Below are 15,810 nucleotides of genomic sequence, written 5' to 3'. Positions count from 1 at the left end.
GGCCGTTGGCTGCCAAAACGCGCGGCCGACCAGCGAACACAGGGCAGTGAATGAAGCAACACGTTTACCAAAGCTAATAACAATAAAACGAGGATTGATGGGATGAAGAAGATCAACAAAGGTAAATCGCTTTCCCGGCTCCAGTTGGTATGCAAGCTGTCGGCGTTGGGTGCGATGGGTCTGGCAGGCAGCGTTCACGCCGCCGAGCCATTTGCCGCAGATTCACCCTGGATGACGGGTGACTGGGGTGGCAAGCGCACCGAGTTGCTGGACAAGGGTTACGACTTCTCGCTGGAATACGTTTCCGAGATGGCCAGCAACCTCAAGGGCGGCTACAACGACGACACCACCGGTCGTTACAGCGACCAGTTCGCGCTGGGCATGAAAGTCGATTTGCAGAAGGTTCTCGGCTGGCAAGACGCAGAGTTCAAGCTGGCAATCACCGAACGTAGCGGTCGCAACATCTCCAATGACCGTATCGGCGATCCTCGCGCCGGTACACTCAGCTCCTCCCAGGAAGTCTGGGGCCGTGGTCAGACCTGGCGCCTGACGCAGATGTGGATCAAGCAGAAGTACTTCGACGGCGCGCTGGACGTCAAGGCCGGCCGTTTCGGTCCGGGCGAAGACTTCAACAGCTTCCCGTGCGACTTCCAGAACCTGTCGTTCTGCGGCTCGCAGGTCGGTAACTACGTAAGCACCTGGTACAACTGGCCAATCAGCCAGTGGGCGTTGCGCATCAAGTACAACATCACGCCTGAAGTCTATGCACAGGTCGGTGTGTACGAGCAGAACCCGTCCAACCTTGAAACAGGCAACGGCTTCAAGCTCAGTGGCAGTGGCACTGAAGGCATGATTCTGCCGGTCGAGCTGGTCTGGACTCCATCCTTCAACTCGTTGCCCGGTGAGTACCGCGTCGGTTACTACAAGAGCACGCCGAACGCCAATGACGTCTATGAAGACGTGAACGGTCAGCCGCAGGCTTTGACTGGCGCAGCGTTCAAGTCGCACAGCAGCAAGCATGGCTGGTGGGTCGTAGCTCAGCAACAGCTCACCACTCATGACGGCGATGCGTCGCGTGGTCTCAGCATCTTTGCCAACGCCACCGTGCATGACAAGGCGACCAACTTCGTCGACAACTACCAGCAGATCGGTTTCACGTACAAAGGTCCGTTCAACTCGCGTCCGAAAGATGACATCGGTATCGGTATCGCCCGTATCCACGTCAACGACGATGTGCAGGATCGCGTGCGTCTGGCCAACCAGATCAGCGGTATCAATGACTACGACAACCCTGGCTACCTGCCGGTCCAGAGCACTGAGTACAACTCTGAAATCTACTACGGCTTCCATGTCACCAACTGGCTGACCGTGCGTCCCAACTTGCAGTACATCAAGCATCCTGGTGGCGTAGATCAGGTTGATGATGCGCTGGTAGCGGGCATCAAGATCCAGTCGAAGTTCTGATTATTGACTGACGCGTAACGCGATCAAGGGTCGTGTGTGCTTTGCGGGCAGCCTGGCTGCCCGTTTTTTTTGGCTTGATCCTTTTATTTTTCAGGGACGCGATTGGCGATGACCACTCACGACGCGCAACTGCCTGAACATCCATTGCAACGCTTCTTCCGATCCCGACGTGCCAGACCGACTTTCGAGTGGGAGCGCCATCAGCTGCGCGATGTACTGGTTATCGACCACCCGCAATGTCAGGCCGTATTCAGTCGCCAAGGCGCGCAATTGCTGCATTTCCAGCCTCAAGGCCAGAAACCCTGGCTATGGTGTGCCGCGCAGTGGCCACAGGTGGGCGCCATTCGTGGAGGCGTGCCGGTCTGTTGGCCTTGGTATGGCCGGCATCCCGGCGAGAGCGGCTGGCCGGCGCACGGCTGGGGGCGTTTGCTGGACTGGAAACTGATTGACAGCAGTGAGTGTGAAGAAGGCGTGAGCCTGCACTGGCGCTTGCAACTGTGGGACTGGCAGGTCGATCTGCATGCCGAACTGGGGCAGGGCATGGAACTGCGTCTGAGCACGTGTCACGAGGACAGCGAACCGTGTCACTTCAGCCATGCGCTGCACGCGTATTGGCGGATCGGCGATGTGGCTGAAGTCGCACTGGAGGGACTCGACGGCGCGCAGGGTTATGACGAACTCAGCCGACAGGCGTGTCAGCAACAAGGCGAACTGCGCGTGGCAGGCGCCTGCCAACGCGTATTCGAACACGCCGGCGCCGTACAGCTCCAGGACCCGATCTGGCAGCGCAGGCTCAACATCGACACCGGCGACAGCACCAACACCGTCGTCTGGCACCCCGGCAGCAGACCACTCCTCGGCGTATGCGGCAGCGAGACCACAGGCTTCGTCCGCGTCGAAGCCGCCTCAGGCTCCGGCGACACCTTCAGCCTACGGCCCGGAGAACAGGTGCAGCTCAAACTGCAAGCCAGCCTGGCAGGGTGAGTTGCAGATGACGCGGAGCGTCGGCACGATAGTCAACGACACCCAGTCAGCCCTGATCCTCGATCGGATAACGGCTGTCATTCAGACTTTCCTTGATCTTGCGCAAATGCGGCTGAAAATCGACGCCGCGGCGCAACGTCATACCCGTTGCCAACACATCGAGCACCGTCAACTGAATGATCCGCGACGTCATCGGCATATAAATATCCGTATCTTCCGGCAGAGGAATGTTCAGGCTCACCGTACTGGCCTGAGCCAGCGGCGAACCGGCTGCCGTCAGCCCCAGCACCGACGCGCCGTTGGCCCGCGCGATACGCGCCACCTCCACCAACTCACGGGTACGCCCCGTATACGAAATGATCACAAACAACTCGCCGGTATGCGCCACCGACGCAATCATCCGCTGCATCAGCACATCGGCATGCGCCGTCACCGCCAGATTGAAGCGGAAGAATTTATGCTGCGCATCCAGAGCCACCGGTGCAGAGGCGCCCAGTCCGAAAAAATGGATCTGCCGCGCCTGAATGAGCATGTCCACAGACTTGCTGATCAAGGCCGGGTCCAATTGCTGGCACGCGCTGTCCAGTGACGCGATGGCACTGCCGAAAATCTTCTGGGTATAGGCCTCAGGATTATCATCCGCTTCCACCGCACGGCTGACATAGGCTGCGCCGCTGGCCAGGCTCTGGGCCAGTTGCAGCTTCAATTCCGGATAGCCGCTGACACTGAACGAACGGCAGAAGCGATTGACCGTCGGCTCGCTGACCTTGGCGGCCTGGGCAAGCGCTGCAATGCTCAGCCGCGTTGCCATCTGCGGGTTGAGCAGGATGACCTCGGCCACTTTACGTTCGGCCTTGTTCAGCTCGTCGAGTCGGCCCTGGATTTGCTCCAGGAGGTTTCTTACGCGGTCCATTCAAAGTCCTTGTCGGGGCTGATTTACCAACGGTTTTGCCTTGAGCTTTTATTAGCCCTTTAGCCTGTAGCAAAGGTGGCCTATCGTACTGAGGGCCTGTGTTGATCACCACTGGAATATGCTTTTAGGCAGAATGTTGTGGTTATTACTACATATGGCCTTGAGTAACGCCTTTAAAAAAGGTATTTGTAGCCTAACTTGATAAAAGAACCAACATTATGCCCTTGATTACGGTTGAACCGTGCACATTTGCCCTGTTTGGTGCCCTGGGGGACCTGGCGGTACGCAAGCTGTTCCCGGCTCTTTATCAGCTTGATCGCGCTGGACTGCTGCATGAAGACACGAAAATTCTTGCCCTGGCGCGTGAGCCAGGCGACGAAGAGTCGCATCTGGCGTACATCGAAAAATCCATGCGCCGCTTCATTCCCGAGACGGAACTGGAGCCGGACAACCTGGGCCGCTTTCTGGCGCGCCTCAGCTATCTGCATGTCGACTTCCTCAAGGCCGAGGACTACGTCGCCCTTGCCGAGCGCGTCGGCAATGCCGAAACCCTGATCGCCTATTTCGCCACACCGGCCTCGGTCTACGGCGCTATCTGCGAGAACCTGGCGTCGGTCAACCTCGCCGAGCGCACGCGTGCCGTTCTGGAAAAACCCATCGGCCACGACCTGGCCTCTTCGCGCCGGGTCAATGACGCCGTCGCGCAGTTTTTCCCGGAAAACCGCGTTTATCGCATCGACCACTATCTGGGCAAGGACACGGTACAGAACCTCATCGCTCTGCGCTTCGCCAACAGCCTGTTCGAAACCCAGTGGAACCAGAACCATATTTCCCACGTGGAGATCACGGTGGCCGAGAAGGTCGGCATCGAGGGCCGTTGGGGTTACTTCGATCAGGCCGGCCAGTTGCGTGACATGATCCAGAACCACCTGCTGCAACTGCTCTGCCTGATTGCCATGGACCCGCCAAGCGACCTGTCGGCCGACAGTATCCGTGACGAGAAGGTCAAGGTGCTCAAGGCATTGGCACCGTTCACCCCGGAGCGTCTGGCGACCCAGGTGGTGCGCGGCCAGTACACCTCCGGCTACAGCGAAGGCAAGGCGGTGCCTGGCTATTTGGAGGAAGAAAACTCCAATACCCAGAGCGATACCGAAACCTTCGTCGCGTTGCGCGCCGACATCCGCAACTGGCGCTGGTCGGGTACGCCGTTCTATCTGCGCACCGGCAAACGCATGCCGCAGAAGCTGTCGCAGATCGTGATCCATTTCAAAGAGCCGCCGCACTACATCTTCGCGCCTGAACAGCGTTTGCAGATCAGCAACCGCCTGATCATCCGTCTGCAGCCTGACGAAGGCATTTCCTTGCAGGTGATGACCAAGGATCAGGGCCTGGACAAGGGCATGCAGCTGCGCAGCGGTCCCTTGCAACTGAATTTTTCCGACACCTACCGCAGCGCTCGTGTCCCCGACGCTTATGAGCGGTTGTTGCTGGAAGTCATGCGTGGCAATCAGAACCTGTTTGTCCGCAAAGATGAGATCGAGTATGCCTGGCAATGGTGTGATCAGTTGATCGCTGGCTGGAAGAAGGCGGGCGATGCGCCCAAGCCTTACCCGGCCGGAACCTGGGGGCCGATGAGCTCCATTGCCCTGATTACTCGCGACGGGAGATCCTGGTATGGCGACATGTGACCTCAAGCTGCCAGCAGGGCTGGTAGCACACGATTTCGACACAGCGCAGCAACTGGCCGATGCACTGGCTGAAACTGTCGCCGAACGCCTCAAGCAGGCGATCAGCAAGAACGGTCTGGCGACGCTGGTGGTGTCCGGTGGACGCAGCCCGGTGGCCTTCTTCCAGCGTCTGGCGGCACAGCCGCTGGAGTGGTCGAAAGTCGTCATCAGTCTGGCGGACGAGCGCTTCGTGCCGACCGAACATGCCGACAGCAATGCCGGCCTGTTGCACCGCCACTTGTTGCAGGGGTCTGTGGCGAAGGCGAAGTTTCTCGGCCTGTACAGCGTGGCGAGCAGTGTCGAGGAAGCCGCGCAGGCTGCCGATCAGGCACTGGCCGAGCTGCCACCCATCGATGTACTGATTCTGGGCATGGGCGACGACGGGCATACCGCGTCGCTGTTCCCCAACAGCCCGAATCTGAACGAAGCCCTTGACCTGCAAGGTGAGCGCCGCTGCCTGCCCATGCTCGCACCGAGCGTGCCGCACCAGCGCCTGACCCTGACCCGCCGCCTGCTGGCGTCGGCACGTTCGCCGATTCTGTCGGTGTCCGGTCAGGCCAAACTCGACACCCTGCGCACCGCGCTGGCAGGCGATGACCTCGCCGAGATGCCGGTACGTGCCTTTCTCAACCCGTCTCTCGAGATTTACTGGTGCCCATAAGCTCCGATAAGCCCCACAAACAAAGGAACCGTCGCCATGACACAGAATGAAAATAATCAGCCGCTGACCAGCATGGCGAACAAGATTGCCCAGATCGACGAACTCTGCGCCAAGGCGAAGATTCTGCCGGTGATCACCATCGCCCGTGACCAGGACGTACTGCCGCTGGCCGATGCACTGGCCGCTGGCGGCATGACTGCGCTGGAAGTGACCCTGCGCTCGGCGTTCGGTTTGAGCGCCATTCGTATCCTGCGTGAACAGCGCCCCGAGCTGTGCGTGGGCGCAGGAACCGTTCTGGACCGCAAGATGCTGGCTGACGCTGAGGCGGCCGGTTCGCAGTTCATCGTCACCCCTGGCAGCACGCAAGACCTGCTGCAAGCTGCGGTCGACAGCCCTTTGCCGCTGTTGCCGGGCGTCAGCAGCGCTTCGGAAATCATGATCGGTTACGCCATGGGCTATCGCCGCTTCAAGCTGTTTCCGGCTGAGATCAGTGGTGGTGTGGCAGCGATCAAGGCTCTGGGCGGGCCGTTCAATGAGGTGCGTTTCTGCCCAACGGGTGGCGTCAACGAGCAGAACCTCAAGAGCTACATGGCCCTGCCCAACGTTATGTGCGTGGGCGGCACCTGGATGATCGATAACGCCTGGGTCAAGAATGGCGACTGGGGGCGTATCCAGGAAGCGACTGCGCAGGCAATGGCGCTGTTTGACTGATTTTCAGGATTTCGGAGTCAGCCCCTGCGGCTGATTCTGACAAGGAAGTTGTTGTTGGTTGTATGGCTTTTCGGTGCTCCCTGGTCCGGAGCACCGTTTTTTTCTCCCCGGACCGTCTCTTCGCTTTTACCCTCTGTCCTTGAACGACTGACGTGGACGCGTACGCAGCGGGTCCAATAGCGCGCCAAGGCCGTTGTGATCGATTTCCTGCATGAGCGCCAACAAACCTCCCAGCTCTCCTTTGGGAAAGCCTTCCCGCGCAAACCAGTTCAGGTAATGCCCCGGTAAATCAGCGATCAGCCGGCCTTTGTATTTGCCGAACGGCATTTCCTGTGTCACCAGCAACTTGAGTTTTTCCGGATTCATTCGCTATTGGCCTGTGTTCCACTCTCAGTCAGTACGATACGTGCATTCTGCATGCAGGCCAAACGTCCGATCATGCAGAAGTCACGAACGGGCAAATGTGAAAATTTCATAACTTATTGATTTTTATAGTTTATTTGAATTTCTAAAACTGGCACGGTGTCTGCAATTACTTATACATCGAACACTTTCGTATCACCTGCCATTAGGAAATTATCAAATGACTGATATCAACAAAGAAACGATCTCTATCCTGAATGACTTGGTCGAAACCAGCATCGACGGCAAGGAAGGCTTTGAAACCAGCGCAAAAAATGCGAAGGGTTCAGATGTAAAAGCGTTCTTCACAAGCCGTGCTATTGAAGTTGGCCAGGCAGTTACTGAGCTGCAGGCGCACGTAACGCGTCTGGGCGGCAAGCCTGAAGATTCCTCCAGCGTATCGGCTGACATCCACCAGGCGTGGGTCAAGCTGAAAACTGCATTCACCAGCAATGATGATCTGGCTGTCCTGGAAGAAGCAGAGCGTGGTGAAGACGTCGCCAAGAAGGCTTACAGCAAGGCGCTCGAGAAGTCGCGTGAGAAAGGCGTGGACCCAGCTGTGATCGCCGTGATCGACAAGCAGTATCAGGGCGTTCTGGAAAACCACGACAAAGTAAAAAAACTGCGCGACGCAGCACGCGCCGCAGCGAAACACAATGCGTAAGCGGTAACCGAAAAAACGCCAGCCAGTCTGGCGTTTTTTTATGCCCGAAGGCAGCCCCTCAAACCTGATCCATCACCTTTCGGGCAACCGAACTGCGGTACTCGACCCGGTTACGCCCATTGTCCTTGGCCTGATACAGCGCCTTGTCGGCCACCCCGAAAAATGCCTCCAGTTTGTCGCCTTGGCGAACGAACTCCGAAGCGACCCCGATGCTCACAGTGATGGGATGCTCGGCATTCCTGAACAGAGGCAGTGACTCTGCGGCCTTGCGGATTTTTTCCGCGATCAACATGGCGCCCGGCAAGTCTGTTTCCGGCAGTACCACCACGAACTCTTCGCCGCCATAGCGTGCAATCCGGTCGCCTGGACGGCGGATGCAATATGAGATGGTCTGCGCAATCAGACGCAGCGCCTCGTCCCCGCCCTGATGGCCATGACGCTCATTGAATGCCTTGAAATGGTCTACGTCGATCATCAGCAATGACAGCTGTTTGCCAGAGCGTTGCGCTCGCGCCCACTCAATTTCCATGGCTTCGTCAAGCTGACGGCGGTTATCGAGCCCGGTCAGACCATCTGTCGCGGCCAGGCTGGCCAGTGCATCTTCGGCACGGTGGCGTCTTCTCAGTTCGCGACACAGCAGCCAGGTCAGCCACAGAATGCCCAGACACAAGACGCTGGTGGCCGAGCCGACCAGCCAGGCGTTGCGCCGCCAGACGGCATACACCTCATCCTCTGACTGCCCGATGACGACGATCAGCGGCAGGTTGCCGACTCTGGAGAAGGTATACAGCCGGCGAGCGTTCAACTGCGTCGACATCGCGGCAAAGCTGCCATCGCCTTCCTGAAGAATCCGCTGAAAGTTGGGGCTGTGGCTGTAATCTTTGCCGATCAGTTCCTGGCCTTCCATTTCCGGGTAGCGAACGACCAAAATGCCTGAGGTATTGATCAGGTTGATGCTGCTGTCAATGCCCAGATTCTGGCTCATGAACAGGTGCTTGAAATACACCAGACGCATCTCTGCGCTCACGATCCCCATGAACTCGCCGTTGGGCCCTGATAGGCGGCGGCTGAAACTGATACACCAGTCCTTGTAGCCCCAGCGAGTCTTGTACGGTGCACTGACGTGTAGCGTCAAAGAGCGATCTACGGCATGGTCCTTGAAATAGGCACGGTCAGAAAAGTTGTCGTGTCGAGGGGTGACAGACAAAGAATCAGCCAATAGTTCGCCGCGGTTATCGAGCAATACCAGATCGCCCTTGTAAGAGGCGGCAGTGGCGCGATCGAACAGAACAAGTTGGCGCAGTTCAGGTGACAGTTGCTGAAGGTCCGGACGCTGCCACGCGCTGATCATGCCTTGCAGTGAAGAGTCGTAAAGTTCTGCGTTACGCATGACGTCGGCATCGATCAAACGCACGATATTGGACGCTGCGCGTGCTGCTGTCTGTGCTGCGTCGTCGCGCTCCTGGGCCAGTAGAGACGCCACGATCGCCAGAATGGCGAGCATTGAAGCGGAGCTGCCGAAAATCAGTATCAGCTCCGGACGGGTCCATCTGAGCCGGGCTCGCCGAGAAAACGCAAACACCATCATCGGTTGTTCTACCTGCAGACGAATGATTCTTGATAATCGGTTAATAAAATTATCATTTATTTGGGGAACTTATTGGCGCGTGTATAACACGCTCCTTATAGCCTCATATGAATGGAATGTGAATAAAGCAAGTGTATTTAAAACGCTGCGAACAGACGCACACTGAGGGCCGTGAAAATGGTCAGTGTAGTCAGTATTTTCGGTGTCAGCGGGGCAACTGGATGCCGAAGGTATTGGCGCCCTTGGCGCTGTTCACGAACACGGTGCCGCCGTGCATCAAGGCAATCGCCTTGACGATGGCCAGCCCCAGGCCGTGATTGGCGCCGCTGTTGCTGCGTGAGGCATCCACCCGATAAAAGCGCTCGAACAGTCTGGGTAAATGTTCCTGGGCGATTTGTACGCCCGGATTGGTCACGCTGACAGTGACATGGGCATCGCGGGATTCGATGTTGACTTCAATGACTTCGCCAGCGCGAGTGTGCTGAACGGCGTTGTGTAACAGGTTAATCAGCGCGCGGCGCAGGTGGGGCTTTTCAATAGGCGCGCTGGCGTCGCCGTTGACACGGACTTGCACGTGCGCGTCTTCCAGAATGAAGTCCAGGTAATCCAGCGTCGTAGCGACTTCTTCAGCCAGTGAGGTGCAGGTCTGCGCCTTGACCTTGGTGCCCTGATCGGCGCTGGCCAGAAACAGCATGTCGTTGATGATCGAGCGCAGGCGCTCCAGCTCTTCCAGGTTCGACTGCAACACTTCGAAATAATGCTCGGCAGAGCGGCCACGGGTTAGCGCTACCTGGGTCTGACCGATCAGGTTGGTCAGCGGCGAGCGGAGCTCGTGCGCCACGTCAGCATTGAACGACTCCAGCCTTGAGTAGGCTTGCTCGACGCGTTCCAGCGTGGAGTTGAACGAGGCGACGAATTGTTCGAGTTCCGGCGGCAGCGGCGACAGCTGCAAGCGTCCGGATAGCCGCGGCGGGGCGAGCTTCTGGACTTCCTGCGAGAGGCTGGTCAGCGGTCGCAGGCCAATTCGCGCGACCCAGTAGCCCAGCGCCGACGCCAGCAGAATGCCCAGCGTGGCGAGGCTGATCAAGGCGACCAGCAGCGAGTGCTGCGTGTGCCAGAACGTCTCGGTGTCGATGGCGGTCAGAAAGCGCAGTGCCGGACGCTGTTCCTTGGCGGGAAACTCGCTGACCAGCACTTTGAACGAAAACGGGTGATCCGCCAGTTTCAGGTCGTGCATGCCCAGCGGCCCCTGCGCAAAACGACGAATCTCAGCGCCAGGGTTGCCGAACTCGTAGAGCGGATTGTCACTCACCACCCAGAAGCGCAGGCGTTTATCCTCTTCACTGAGCAAGGTGAGCTTGGTCTTGATCTTGCCCCAGTGCTCCGGGTTGCCGAAACGATTGACCGCCGATTCCAGCACGCTGTAGCGCGCATCCACTTCCGCGCGGGGCAGCAGGTCGAGGCTCTTGTCGACCTGAAGGTACAAGGCCCAGCCGATCAGCAGAAAGACCACCAGCGCCACCAGCGCGAACAGCCCGCTCAGGCGCAGGGCAATCGAATCAACCCGCACTGCGGTTCTCCAGCACATAGCCCATGCCGCGAATGGTGTGCAGCAGCTTGTGCTCGTGAGGGCCATCGAGCTTGGCTCGCAAGCGCTTGATCGCGACTTCGACCACATTGGTATCGCTGTCGAAGTTGATGTCCCAGACCATCTCGGCGATGGATGTCTTGGAGAGAATGTCGCCCTGACGCCGGGCCAGCACGCTGAGCAGCGAAAACTCCTTGGCGGTCAGGTCCAGGCGCAGGCCGGCGCGGGTCGCCTTGCGGCTGATCAGGTCTATCCACAGGTCGGCGATGGTGATCTGCACCGGTTCGTGGCCACCGCTGCGCCGGGTCAGGGCCTGCAGGCGGGCGACCAGTTCCAGAAAGGAAAACGGTTTGCCCAGGTAATCATCCGCGCCTTCGCGCAGGCCGCGAATGCGGTCGTCGACCTGCTCGCGCGCGGTCAGCATGATCACGGGTGTCTGTTTGCGCGCACGCAACGCACGCAACACACCAAAACCATCCAGGCCTGGGAGCATCACGTCGAGAATGACGATGGCATGGTCATTCTCCAGCGCCAGGTGCAGGCCCTCGATCCCGTCGCGCGCCACGTCCACGGCATAGCCCTGTTCGGTCAGGCCCCGACGCAGGTAGTCGGCGGTTTTCTCTTCGTCTTCGATAATCAGCACGCGCATCGGGCGACTCTCACTTGTGCAGGGCCAGCGCCGGTGCGTCGGGCGCCGGGTGACGTCGATGAAACAGCCGCTCCAGTTGCAGATAAATGACCGGCGTCGTGAACAACGTGAGCATCTGGCTCACCAGCAGGCCGCCGACCACGGCAATGCCCAGCGGCTGACGCAACTCGGAACCGACGCCGAAACCGAGCATCAGCGGCAGCGCGCCGAGCAGCGCGGCGAGGGTGGTCATGATAATCGGTCGGAAGCGGGTGATGCAGGCCTCATAAATGGCTTCGTGGGGCGTGAGGCCCTGCTCGCGCTGGGCCTGCAGGGCAAAGTCCACCAGCAGAATACCGTTCTTTTTGACGATACCGATCAGCAACACCACGCCGATCAAAGCCATGATCGAGAAGTCCTGCCCCATCATCCACAGCAGCAACAGTGCGCCGATACCTGCCGAGGGCAGGGTGGAGATGATGGTCAGCGGGTGCACGAAGCTTTCATAGAGCACACCCAGAATGATGTACACCGCCACCAGCGCCGCAAGGATCAGCCAGGGCTGGTTGGCCAGCGAACTCTGGAACGCCTGTGCTGCGCCCTGGAAGCTGCCGATGATCGAGGCGGGCATGCCGATTTCGTTCTTGGCCTGATCGAGCATGCGCACAGCATCACCCAACGCGACCCCGGGAGCCAGGTTGAATGACAGGTTCGCCGCCGGGAACATCCCGTCATGGCTGATCGATAACGGCCCCATGCGCGGCGCACTGACTTTGGCCATTGCCGACAGCGGCACCATTTCGCTGGTCAGCGGTGAGCGCAGGTAGAAGTACGCCAGGCTTTCGGCCTTGCCGCGCTGCTGGGCGTCCAGTTCAAGGATTACCTTGTACTGGTTGACTTCCGTCTGATACTCGCTGATCTGCCGCTGGCCGAACGCGTCGTACAGCGCCTGGTCGACATCGGCCGTGGTCAGGCCGAAGCGCGCGGCAGCACTGCGGTCGATGTCGATGTGCGTGACGCTGCCGCCCAGTTGCAAGTCGTTGGACATGTCACGAAACGCCGGGTTGCTGCGCAGCTTTTCAGTCAGCCGTTGTGTCCAGGTGTTCAGTAGTTCGCCGTCGTTGCTCTTGAGCACGTACTGGTACTGACTGCGGCTCGGCCCGGAACTGAGGTTGATATCCTGCCCGGCGCGCAGATACAGAACGATGCCCGGGACTTTGGCCAGTTTGGGGCGCAGGCGGTCGATGAACTCGCTGACCGACACATCGCGTTCGGCGCGTGGTTTGAGCGAGATCCAGAAGCGGCCGTTGGCGATGGTCTGGTTGCTGCCCGAAACACCGACCGAATGCGAGAACGCCAGCACGGCAGGGTCCGCGCCGACGATCTTTGCCAGCTCCAGGTGTTTTTCCACCATGTCCGGGTAGGAGATGTCGGCAGCGGCCTCGGTGGTCCCGAGTGCAAAAGCGGTGTCCTGGACCGGGAAGAAGCCTTTGGGTATGAGGATGTAACCGACCACTGCCAGCGCCAGGGTCAGGCCGAACACGCCAAGCATCAGCCGCTGATGGGCCAGGGCCTTGCGCAAGCCACGCTCGTAGGAGGCGAGCAGGCGTTCACCGAATCCCGGTTTCTGATGCGGGTGATGGGTGGGCGCGCGCATGAACAGCGCGGCCAGGGTCGGCGCGAGGGTCAGGGAGACGACCACCGAAATAAGAATGGTCGCGGTTGCGGTCAGTGCGAATTCCTTGAACAGTCGCCCGACCACGCCGCCCATGAACAACAGTGGAATGAACGCCGCCACTAACGAGAAGCTGATCGACACCACGGTAAAGCCGATTTCCCCGGAGCCCTTTATCGCGGCTTCGCGCATGCCCTGGCCGGCTTCGAGATGACGGTGGATGTTCTCGACTACCACGATGGCGTCATCCACCACGAAACCGACCGCGACCACGATGGCCACCAGTGTCAGGTTGTTCAGGCTGAAGCCGAACAGGTACATCATCGCAAAGCTGGCAATCAGCGAGACCCCGAGTACCGCACTGACGATCAGGGTGGCTGACAGTTGGCGCAGGAACAGCGCCATGACTGCGACCACCAGCAGCACCGCGATCATCAGGGTCAGTTCCACTTCATGCAGCGAGGCACGGATGGTGCGGGTGCGGTCGTTGAGTACCGAGACATCGACGCTGGCCGGGAGCATTTCCTGCAGGCGTGGCAGTTCACCCTGGATACGGTCCACGGTGTCGACAATGTTGGCGCCCGGCTGGCGGAAGATGGCGATGTTGACGCCTTGCTGATCGCCGGACCACGCCTTGACGTAGGCGTTTTCCGAGCCCGCGACCACCCGAGCCACATCCTTGAGCTGGACGGGCGCGCCGTTCTTGTAGGAAACGATCAGTTGCGCGTAGTCCTGCGGCTTGAACAACTGGTCGTTGGAAGACAGGGTTGAAATACTGTCCTTGCCGTACAGGGCACCCTTGGCCAGGTTCAGGCTGGTCTGTTGCACCGCCTGGCGAATGTCCGCCAGAGTCAGCCCCAGCGCAGCCAGCTTCTCGGGAGCGGCCTGGACACGAATCGCCGGACGCTGCTGACCGGTGATGAAGACCTGGCCCACCCCTTCGATCTGGCTGAGCTGGCGCGCCAGAATGGTTTCGGTGACGTCGCTCAGCTCGGTGCCGGGGATCAGGCTGGAGCTCACGCTGAGAATCAGCACCGGGCTGTCGGCCGGGTTGACCTTGCGCCACGTCGGCAGGTTGGGCAGATCGGCCGGCAAGCGTCCGGCTGCGGTATTGATGGCGGCCTGGACTTCCTGCGCCGCAGTGTCGATGCTTTTGTTGAGCGTGAATTGCAGTGTCAGGTTGGTGGAGCCCAGTGCGCTGCTGGAGGTCATCTGGGTCATGCCCGGTATCGCGCTGAACTGCACTTCCAGTGGCGTGGCAACCGAAGACGCCATCGTCTCGGGGCTGGCGCCGGGCAGCTGCGCTGTGACCTGTATGGTCGGGAATTCCGCTTCCGGCAACGGCGCGATCGGCAGCCGCGGAAAGGCAATGACCCCCAGCAGGACCAATGCAAAGGTCAACAACAAGGTGGCCACCGGGTGGTCGATGCACCACGCCGACACCGAGCCCCGGCCGTTCATCGTGCAGGCTCCGCTTGCGCGCTGGCGACATCCGCAGCAGGCGCAGTGATCACTTCGACCGTTGCTCCCGGGCGTAGCCGCGACTGGCCGTCGCTGACCAGTACATCGCCAGCACGTGGTCCGCTGATCAGTGTCTGTTCGCTGTCCTGATAGAGCACTTTGACGGGTACGACTTCCACCTTGTTGTCGGCAGTGAGCCGATAGACGAAGTGCAGGTCAACACCGCGCTGCACCACTTGTGGCGGCACTTTCAGCGAGTTGAGTTCGATACCGGTCTGGATCTTCACGGTCACCAGTTGCCCTGGCCAGAGTTGCTCGCCGGGGTTTTTGAACTGAGCCTTGGCGCGGATCGTACCGGTGCTTGCCGACACCTGATTGTCGATCAATGAAAGCGTACCTTCACCCAAAAGCAGTCCGTTGGCCGCGCCGTCGCCCTGATACGCCTTGACGGTCGCAGCGTTGCGCTCGGCAATCAGCCCTTGCAGGGTCGGCAACATCTGCTGTGGCAGGGAAAACTCCACGGCAATCGGGTCTATCTGGGTCACTGAAAACAGCCCGGTAGCATCGCTGACGCGCAGGAAGTTGCCTTCATCGACATTGCGAATACCGACCCGTCCCGTCACCGGCGAGCGAATCTGAGTGTAGGACAACTGCACCTGTGAGGCGTTGATGCTCGCTTCGTTGCCTTTCGCCGTGGCTTCGAGCTGCCTGACCAGTGCCTGTTGCTGATCGAACGTCTGTCGCGAGATGCCATTTTCCTGGGTGAGCTGGCGATAGCGCTTGAGGTCCAGTTGCGCGACGTCCAGCTGCGCCTTGCTATGCGCCAACTGGGCACGCGCCTGTTCCAGTGCAGCCCGGATAGAGCGGTCATCCAGCGTTGCCAGCAGGTCCCCGGCCTTGACCTGCTGACCCTCCTTGACCAGCAGGCGCGTCAGCACCCCATCCACCTGAGGGCGGATCACGACGCTTTGCAGCGACAGCACCGAACCGATCCCAGTGACGAAACGCGGCACGTCCTCAAGACTGACCGTGATCACTTTGACGGGCACAGCGACAGCGGCATGTTTGGGGAGTGTGGCCGGGCGGGTCAGTTTCCAGCCGGCAATTGCCGCACAGGTGATCAACAGGACGACGGCGGTGACGGTCAGGGTCTTTCTGCGCATATGAAGAAAACGCCAAGTGTCGGTACGGAAGTAATGTTTTTTACAGCTTCCTTATAGCCTGCAAACCCGGTCAACAAAATGACTTTCAGCTGTCAGGTTTGTCAGAAAGCCTCCAGCGGGTGTGGCGTGCAATCAAGAAAAGTCGGAATTGGACGATACCTATGTTGAAGAGATAGTTGTC

13 protein-coding genes are annotated in these 15,810 nt (G+C 59.4%); 6 read left to right on the top strand and 7 right to left on the bottom strand.

What is annotated here, in order from left to right:
* Positions 1 to 102: 102 nt before the first annotated feature.
* Positions 103 to 1,464, top strand: a complete 1,362-nt coding sequence (locus JOE34_RS00505) for a carbohydrate porin (protein ID WP_003408960.1) — start codon at positions 103 to 105, stop codon at positions 1,462 to 1,464.
* Positions 1,465 to 1,572: 108 nt separating this feature from the next.
* Positions 1,573 to 2,448, top strand: a complete 876-nt coding sequence (locus JOE34_RS00500) for a D-hexose-6-phosphate mutarotase (RefSeq protein ID WP_004402921.1) — start codon at positions 1,573 to 1,575, stop codon at positions 2,446 to 2,448.
* 46 nt (positions 2,449 to 2,494) lie between these two features.
* Here the strand turns inward: JOE34_RS00500 and JOE34_RS00495 are convergent, their stop codons facing one another.
* Positions 2,495 to 3,361 carry a MurR/RpiR family transcriptional regulator gene (locus JOE34_RS00495; protein WP_002552324.1) on the bottom strand — a complete coding sequence of 289 codons (867 nt, stop codon included), beginning with the start codon at positions 3,359 to 3,361 and terminating at the stop codon, positions 2,495 to 2,497.
* 218 nt (positions 3,362 to 3,579) lie between these two features.
* Between JOE34_RS00495 and zwf the strand changes: the two genes are divergently transcribed.
* Genes zwf through JOE34_RS00480 form a run of 3 tightly spaced genes read left to right on the top strand, consistent with a single transcriptional unit; the run spans position 3,580 to position 6,460 of the window.
* Positions 3,580 to 5,049 (top strand): glucose-6-phosphate dehydrogenase, encoded by a 1,470-nt coding sequence (gene zwf, locus JOE34_RS00490; RefSeq protein ID WP_003408964.1) that lies wholly within the window; start codon positions 3,580 to 3,582, stop codon positions 5,047 to 5,049.
* Positions 5,036 to 5,749 carry a 6-phosphogluconolactonase gene (gene pgl / locus JOE34_RS00485; RefSeq protein ID WP_209994934.1) on the top strand — a complete coding sequence of 238 codons (714 nt, stop codon included), beginning with the start codon at positions 5,036 to 5,038 and terminating at the stop codon, positions 5,747 to 5,749. Before zwf ends, pgl begins: the two co-directional genes overlap by 14 nt.
* A 36-nt stretch (positions 5,750 to 5,785) precedes the next feature.
* The gene (locus JOE34_RS00480; protein ID WP_209994933.1) at positions 5,786 to 6,460 is read left to right on the top strand and encodes a bifunctional 4-hydroxy-2-oxoglutarate aldolase/2-dehydro-3-deoxy-phosphogluconate aldolase; all 675 of its coding nucleotides are present in this window, start codon (positions 5,786 to 5,788) and stop codon (positions 6,458 to 6,460) included.
* Positions 6,461 to 6,586: 126 nt separating this feature from the next.
* Here the strand turns inward: JOE34_RS00480 and JOE34_RS00475 are convergent, their stop codons facing one another.
* The gene (locus JOE34_RS00475) at positions 6,587 to 6,826 is read right to left on the bottom strand and encodes a DUF3820 family protein (protein ID WP_080266311.1); all 240 of its coding nucleotides are present in this window, start codon (positions 6,824 to 6,826) and stop codon (positions 6,587 to 6,589) included.
* A gap of 217 nt (positions 6,827 to 7,043) precedes the next feature.
* Here JOE34_RS00475 and JOE34_RS00470 point away from each other — a divergent pair, with 217 nt between their 5' ends.
* Positions 7,044 to 7,526 carry a PA2169 family four-helix-bundle protein gene (locus tag JOE34_RS00470; RefSeq protein ID WP_024662147.1) on the top strand — a complete coding sequence of 161 codons (483 nt, stop codon included), beginning with the start codon at positions 7,044 to 7,046 and terminating at the stop codon, positions 7,524 to 7,526.
* A gap of 58 nt (positions 7,527 to 7,584) precedes the next feature.
* On the opposite strand, the gene JOE34_RS00465 is transcribed toward JOE34_RS00470, so the two are convergent.
* The 5 genes from JOE34_RS00465 to JOE34_RS00445 form a co-directional block, all read right to left on the bottom strand.
* On the bottom strand, positions 7,585 to 9,114 hold the full coding sequence (locus tag JOE34_RS00465) for a sensor domain-containing diguanylate cyclase (protein ID WP_209994931.1): 1,530 nt from the start codon (positions 9,112 to 9,114) through the stop codon (positions 7,585 to 7,587).
* Positions 9,115 to 9,319: 205 nt separating this feature from the next.
* On the bottom strand, positions 9,320 to 10,684 hold the full coding sequence (locus JOE34_RS00460; RefSeq protein WP_080341388.1) for a heavy metal sensor histidine kinase: 1,365 nt from the start codon (positions 10,682 to 10,684) through the stop codon (positions 9,320 to 9,322).
* Positions 10,674 to 11,351: a heavy metal response regulator transcription factor gene (locus tag JOE34_RS00455; RefSeq protein ID WP_003314062.1), complete on the bottom strand. Its 678-nt coding sequence runs from the start codon at positions 11,349 to 11,351 to the stop codon at positions 10,674 to 10,676. Before JOE34_RS00455 ends, JOE34_RS00460 begins: the two co-directional genes overlap by 11 nt.
* A 10-nt stretch (positions 11,352 to 11,361) precedes the next feature.
* The gene (locus tag JOE34_RS00450; RefSeq protein ID WP_209994929.1) at positions 11,362 to 14,466 is read right to left on the bottom strand and encodes a multidrug efflux RND transporter permease subunit; all 3,105 of its coding nucleotides are present in this window, start codon (positions 14,464 to 14,466) and stop codon (positions 11,362 to 11,364) included.
* A complete protein-coding gene (locus tag JOE34_RS00445; protein WP_010424471.1) occupies positions 14,463 to 15,629 on the bottom strand; it encodes an efflux RND transporter periplasmic adaptor subunit in 1,167 nt (388 codons plus the stop codon). The genes JOE34_RS00450 and JOE34_RS00445 overlap by 4 nt, the downstream gene beginning before the upstream one ends.
* Positions 15,630 to 15,810 lie beyond the last annotated feature (181 nt).

The sequence above is a fragment of the Pseudomonas sp. PvP028 genome (assembly GCF_017832255.1).
GTDB classification, from domain to species: Bacteria; Pseudomonadota; Gammaproteobacteria; order Pseudomonadales; family Pseudomonadaceae; genus Aquipseudomonas; species Aquipseudomonas syringae.
This window is presented reverse-complemented; position numbering and strand designations above follow the sequence as displayed.

What these genes read in the sequence shown, in the direction of transcription:
- JOE34_RS00505 (WP_003408960.1), top strand. Translation starts at nt 103, where the DNA reads ATGAAGAAGATCAACAAAGGTAAATCGCTTTCCCGGCTCCAGTTGGTA.
- JOE34_RS00500 (WP_004402921.1), top strand. Translation starts at nt 1,573, where the DNA reads ATGACCACTCACGACGCGCAACTGCCTGAACATCCATTGCAACGCTTC.
- JOE34_RS00495 (WP_002552324.1), bottom strand. Translation starts at nt 3,361, where the DNA reads ATGGACCGCGTAAGAAACCTCCTGGAGCAAATCCAGGGCCGACTCGAC.
- zwf (WP_003408964.1), top strand. Translation starts at nt 3,580, where the DNA reads ATGCCCTTGATTACGGTTGAACCGTGCACATTTGCCCTGTTTGGTGCC.
- pgl (WP_209994934.1), top strand. Translation starts at nt 5,036, where the DNA reads ATGGCGACATGTGACCTCAAGCTGCCAGCAGGGCTGGTAGCACACGAT.
- JOE34_RS00480 (WP_209994933.1), top strand. Translation starts at nt 5,786, where the DNA reads ATGACACAGAATGAAAATAATCAGCCGCTGACCAGCATGGCGAACAAG.
- JOE34_RS00475 (WP_080266311.1), bottom strand. Translation starts at nt 6,826, where the DNA reads ATGAATCCGGAAAAACTCAAGTTGCTGGTGACACAGGAAATGCCGTTC.
- JOE34_RS00470 (WP_024662147.1), top strand. Translation starts at nt 7,044, where the DNA reads ATGACTGATATCAACAAAGAAACGATCTCTATCCTGAATGACTTGGTC.
- JOE34_RS00465 (WP_209994931.1), bottom strand. Translation starts at nt 9,114, where the DNA reads ATGATGGTGTTTGCGTTTTCTCGGCGAGCCCGGCTCAGATGGACCCGT.
- JOE34_RS00455 (WP_003314062.1), bottom strand. Translation starts at nt 11,351, where the DNA reads ATGCGCGTGCTGATTATCGAAGACGAAGAGAAAACCGCCGACTACCTG.
- JOE34_RS00450 (WP_209994929.1), bottom strand. Translation starts at nt 14,466, where the DNA reads ATGAACGGCCGGGGCTCGGTGTCGGCGTGGTGCATCGACCACCCGGTG.
- JOE34_RS00445 (WP_010424471.1), bottom strand. Translation starts at nt 15,629, where the DNA reads ATGCGCAGAAAGACCCTGACCGTCACCGCCGTCGTCCTGTTGATCACC.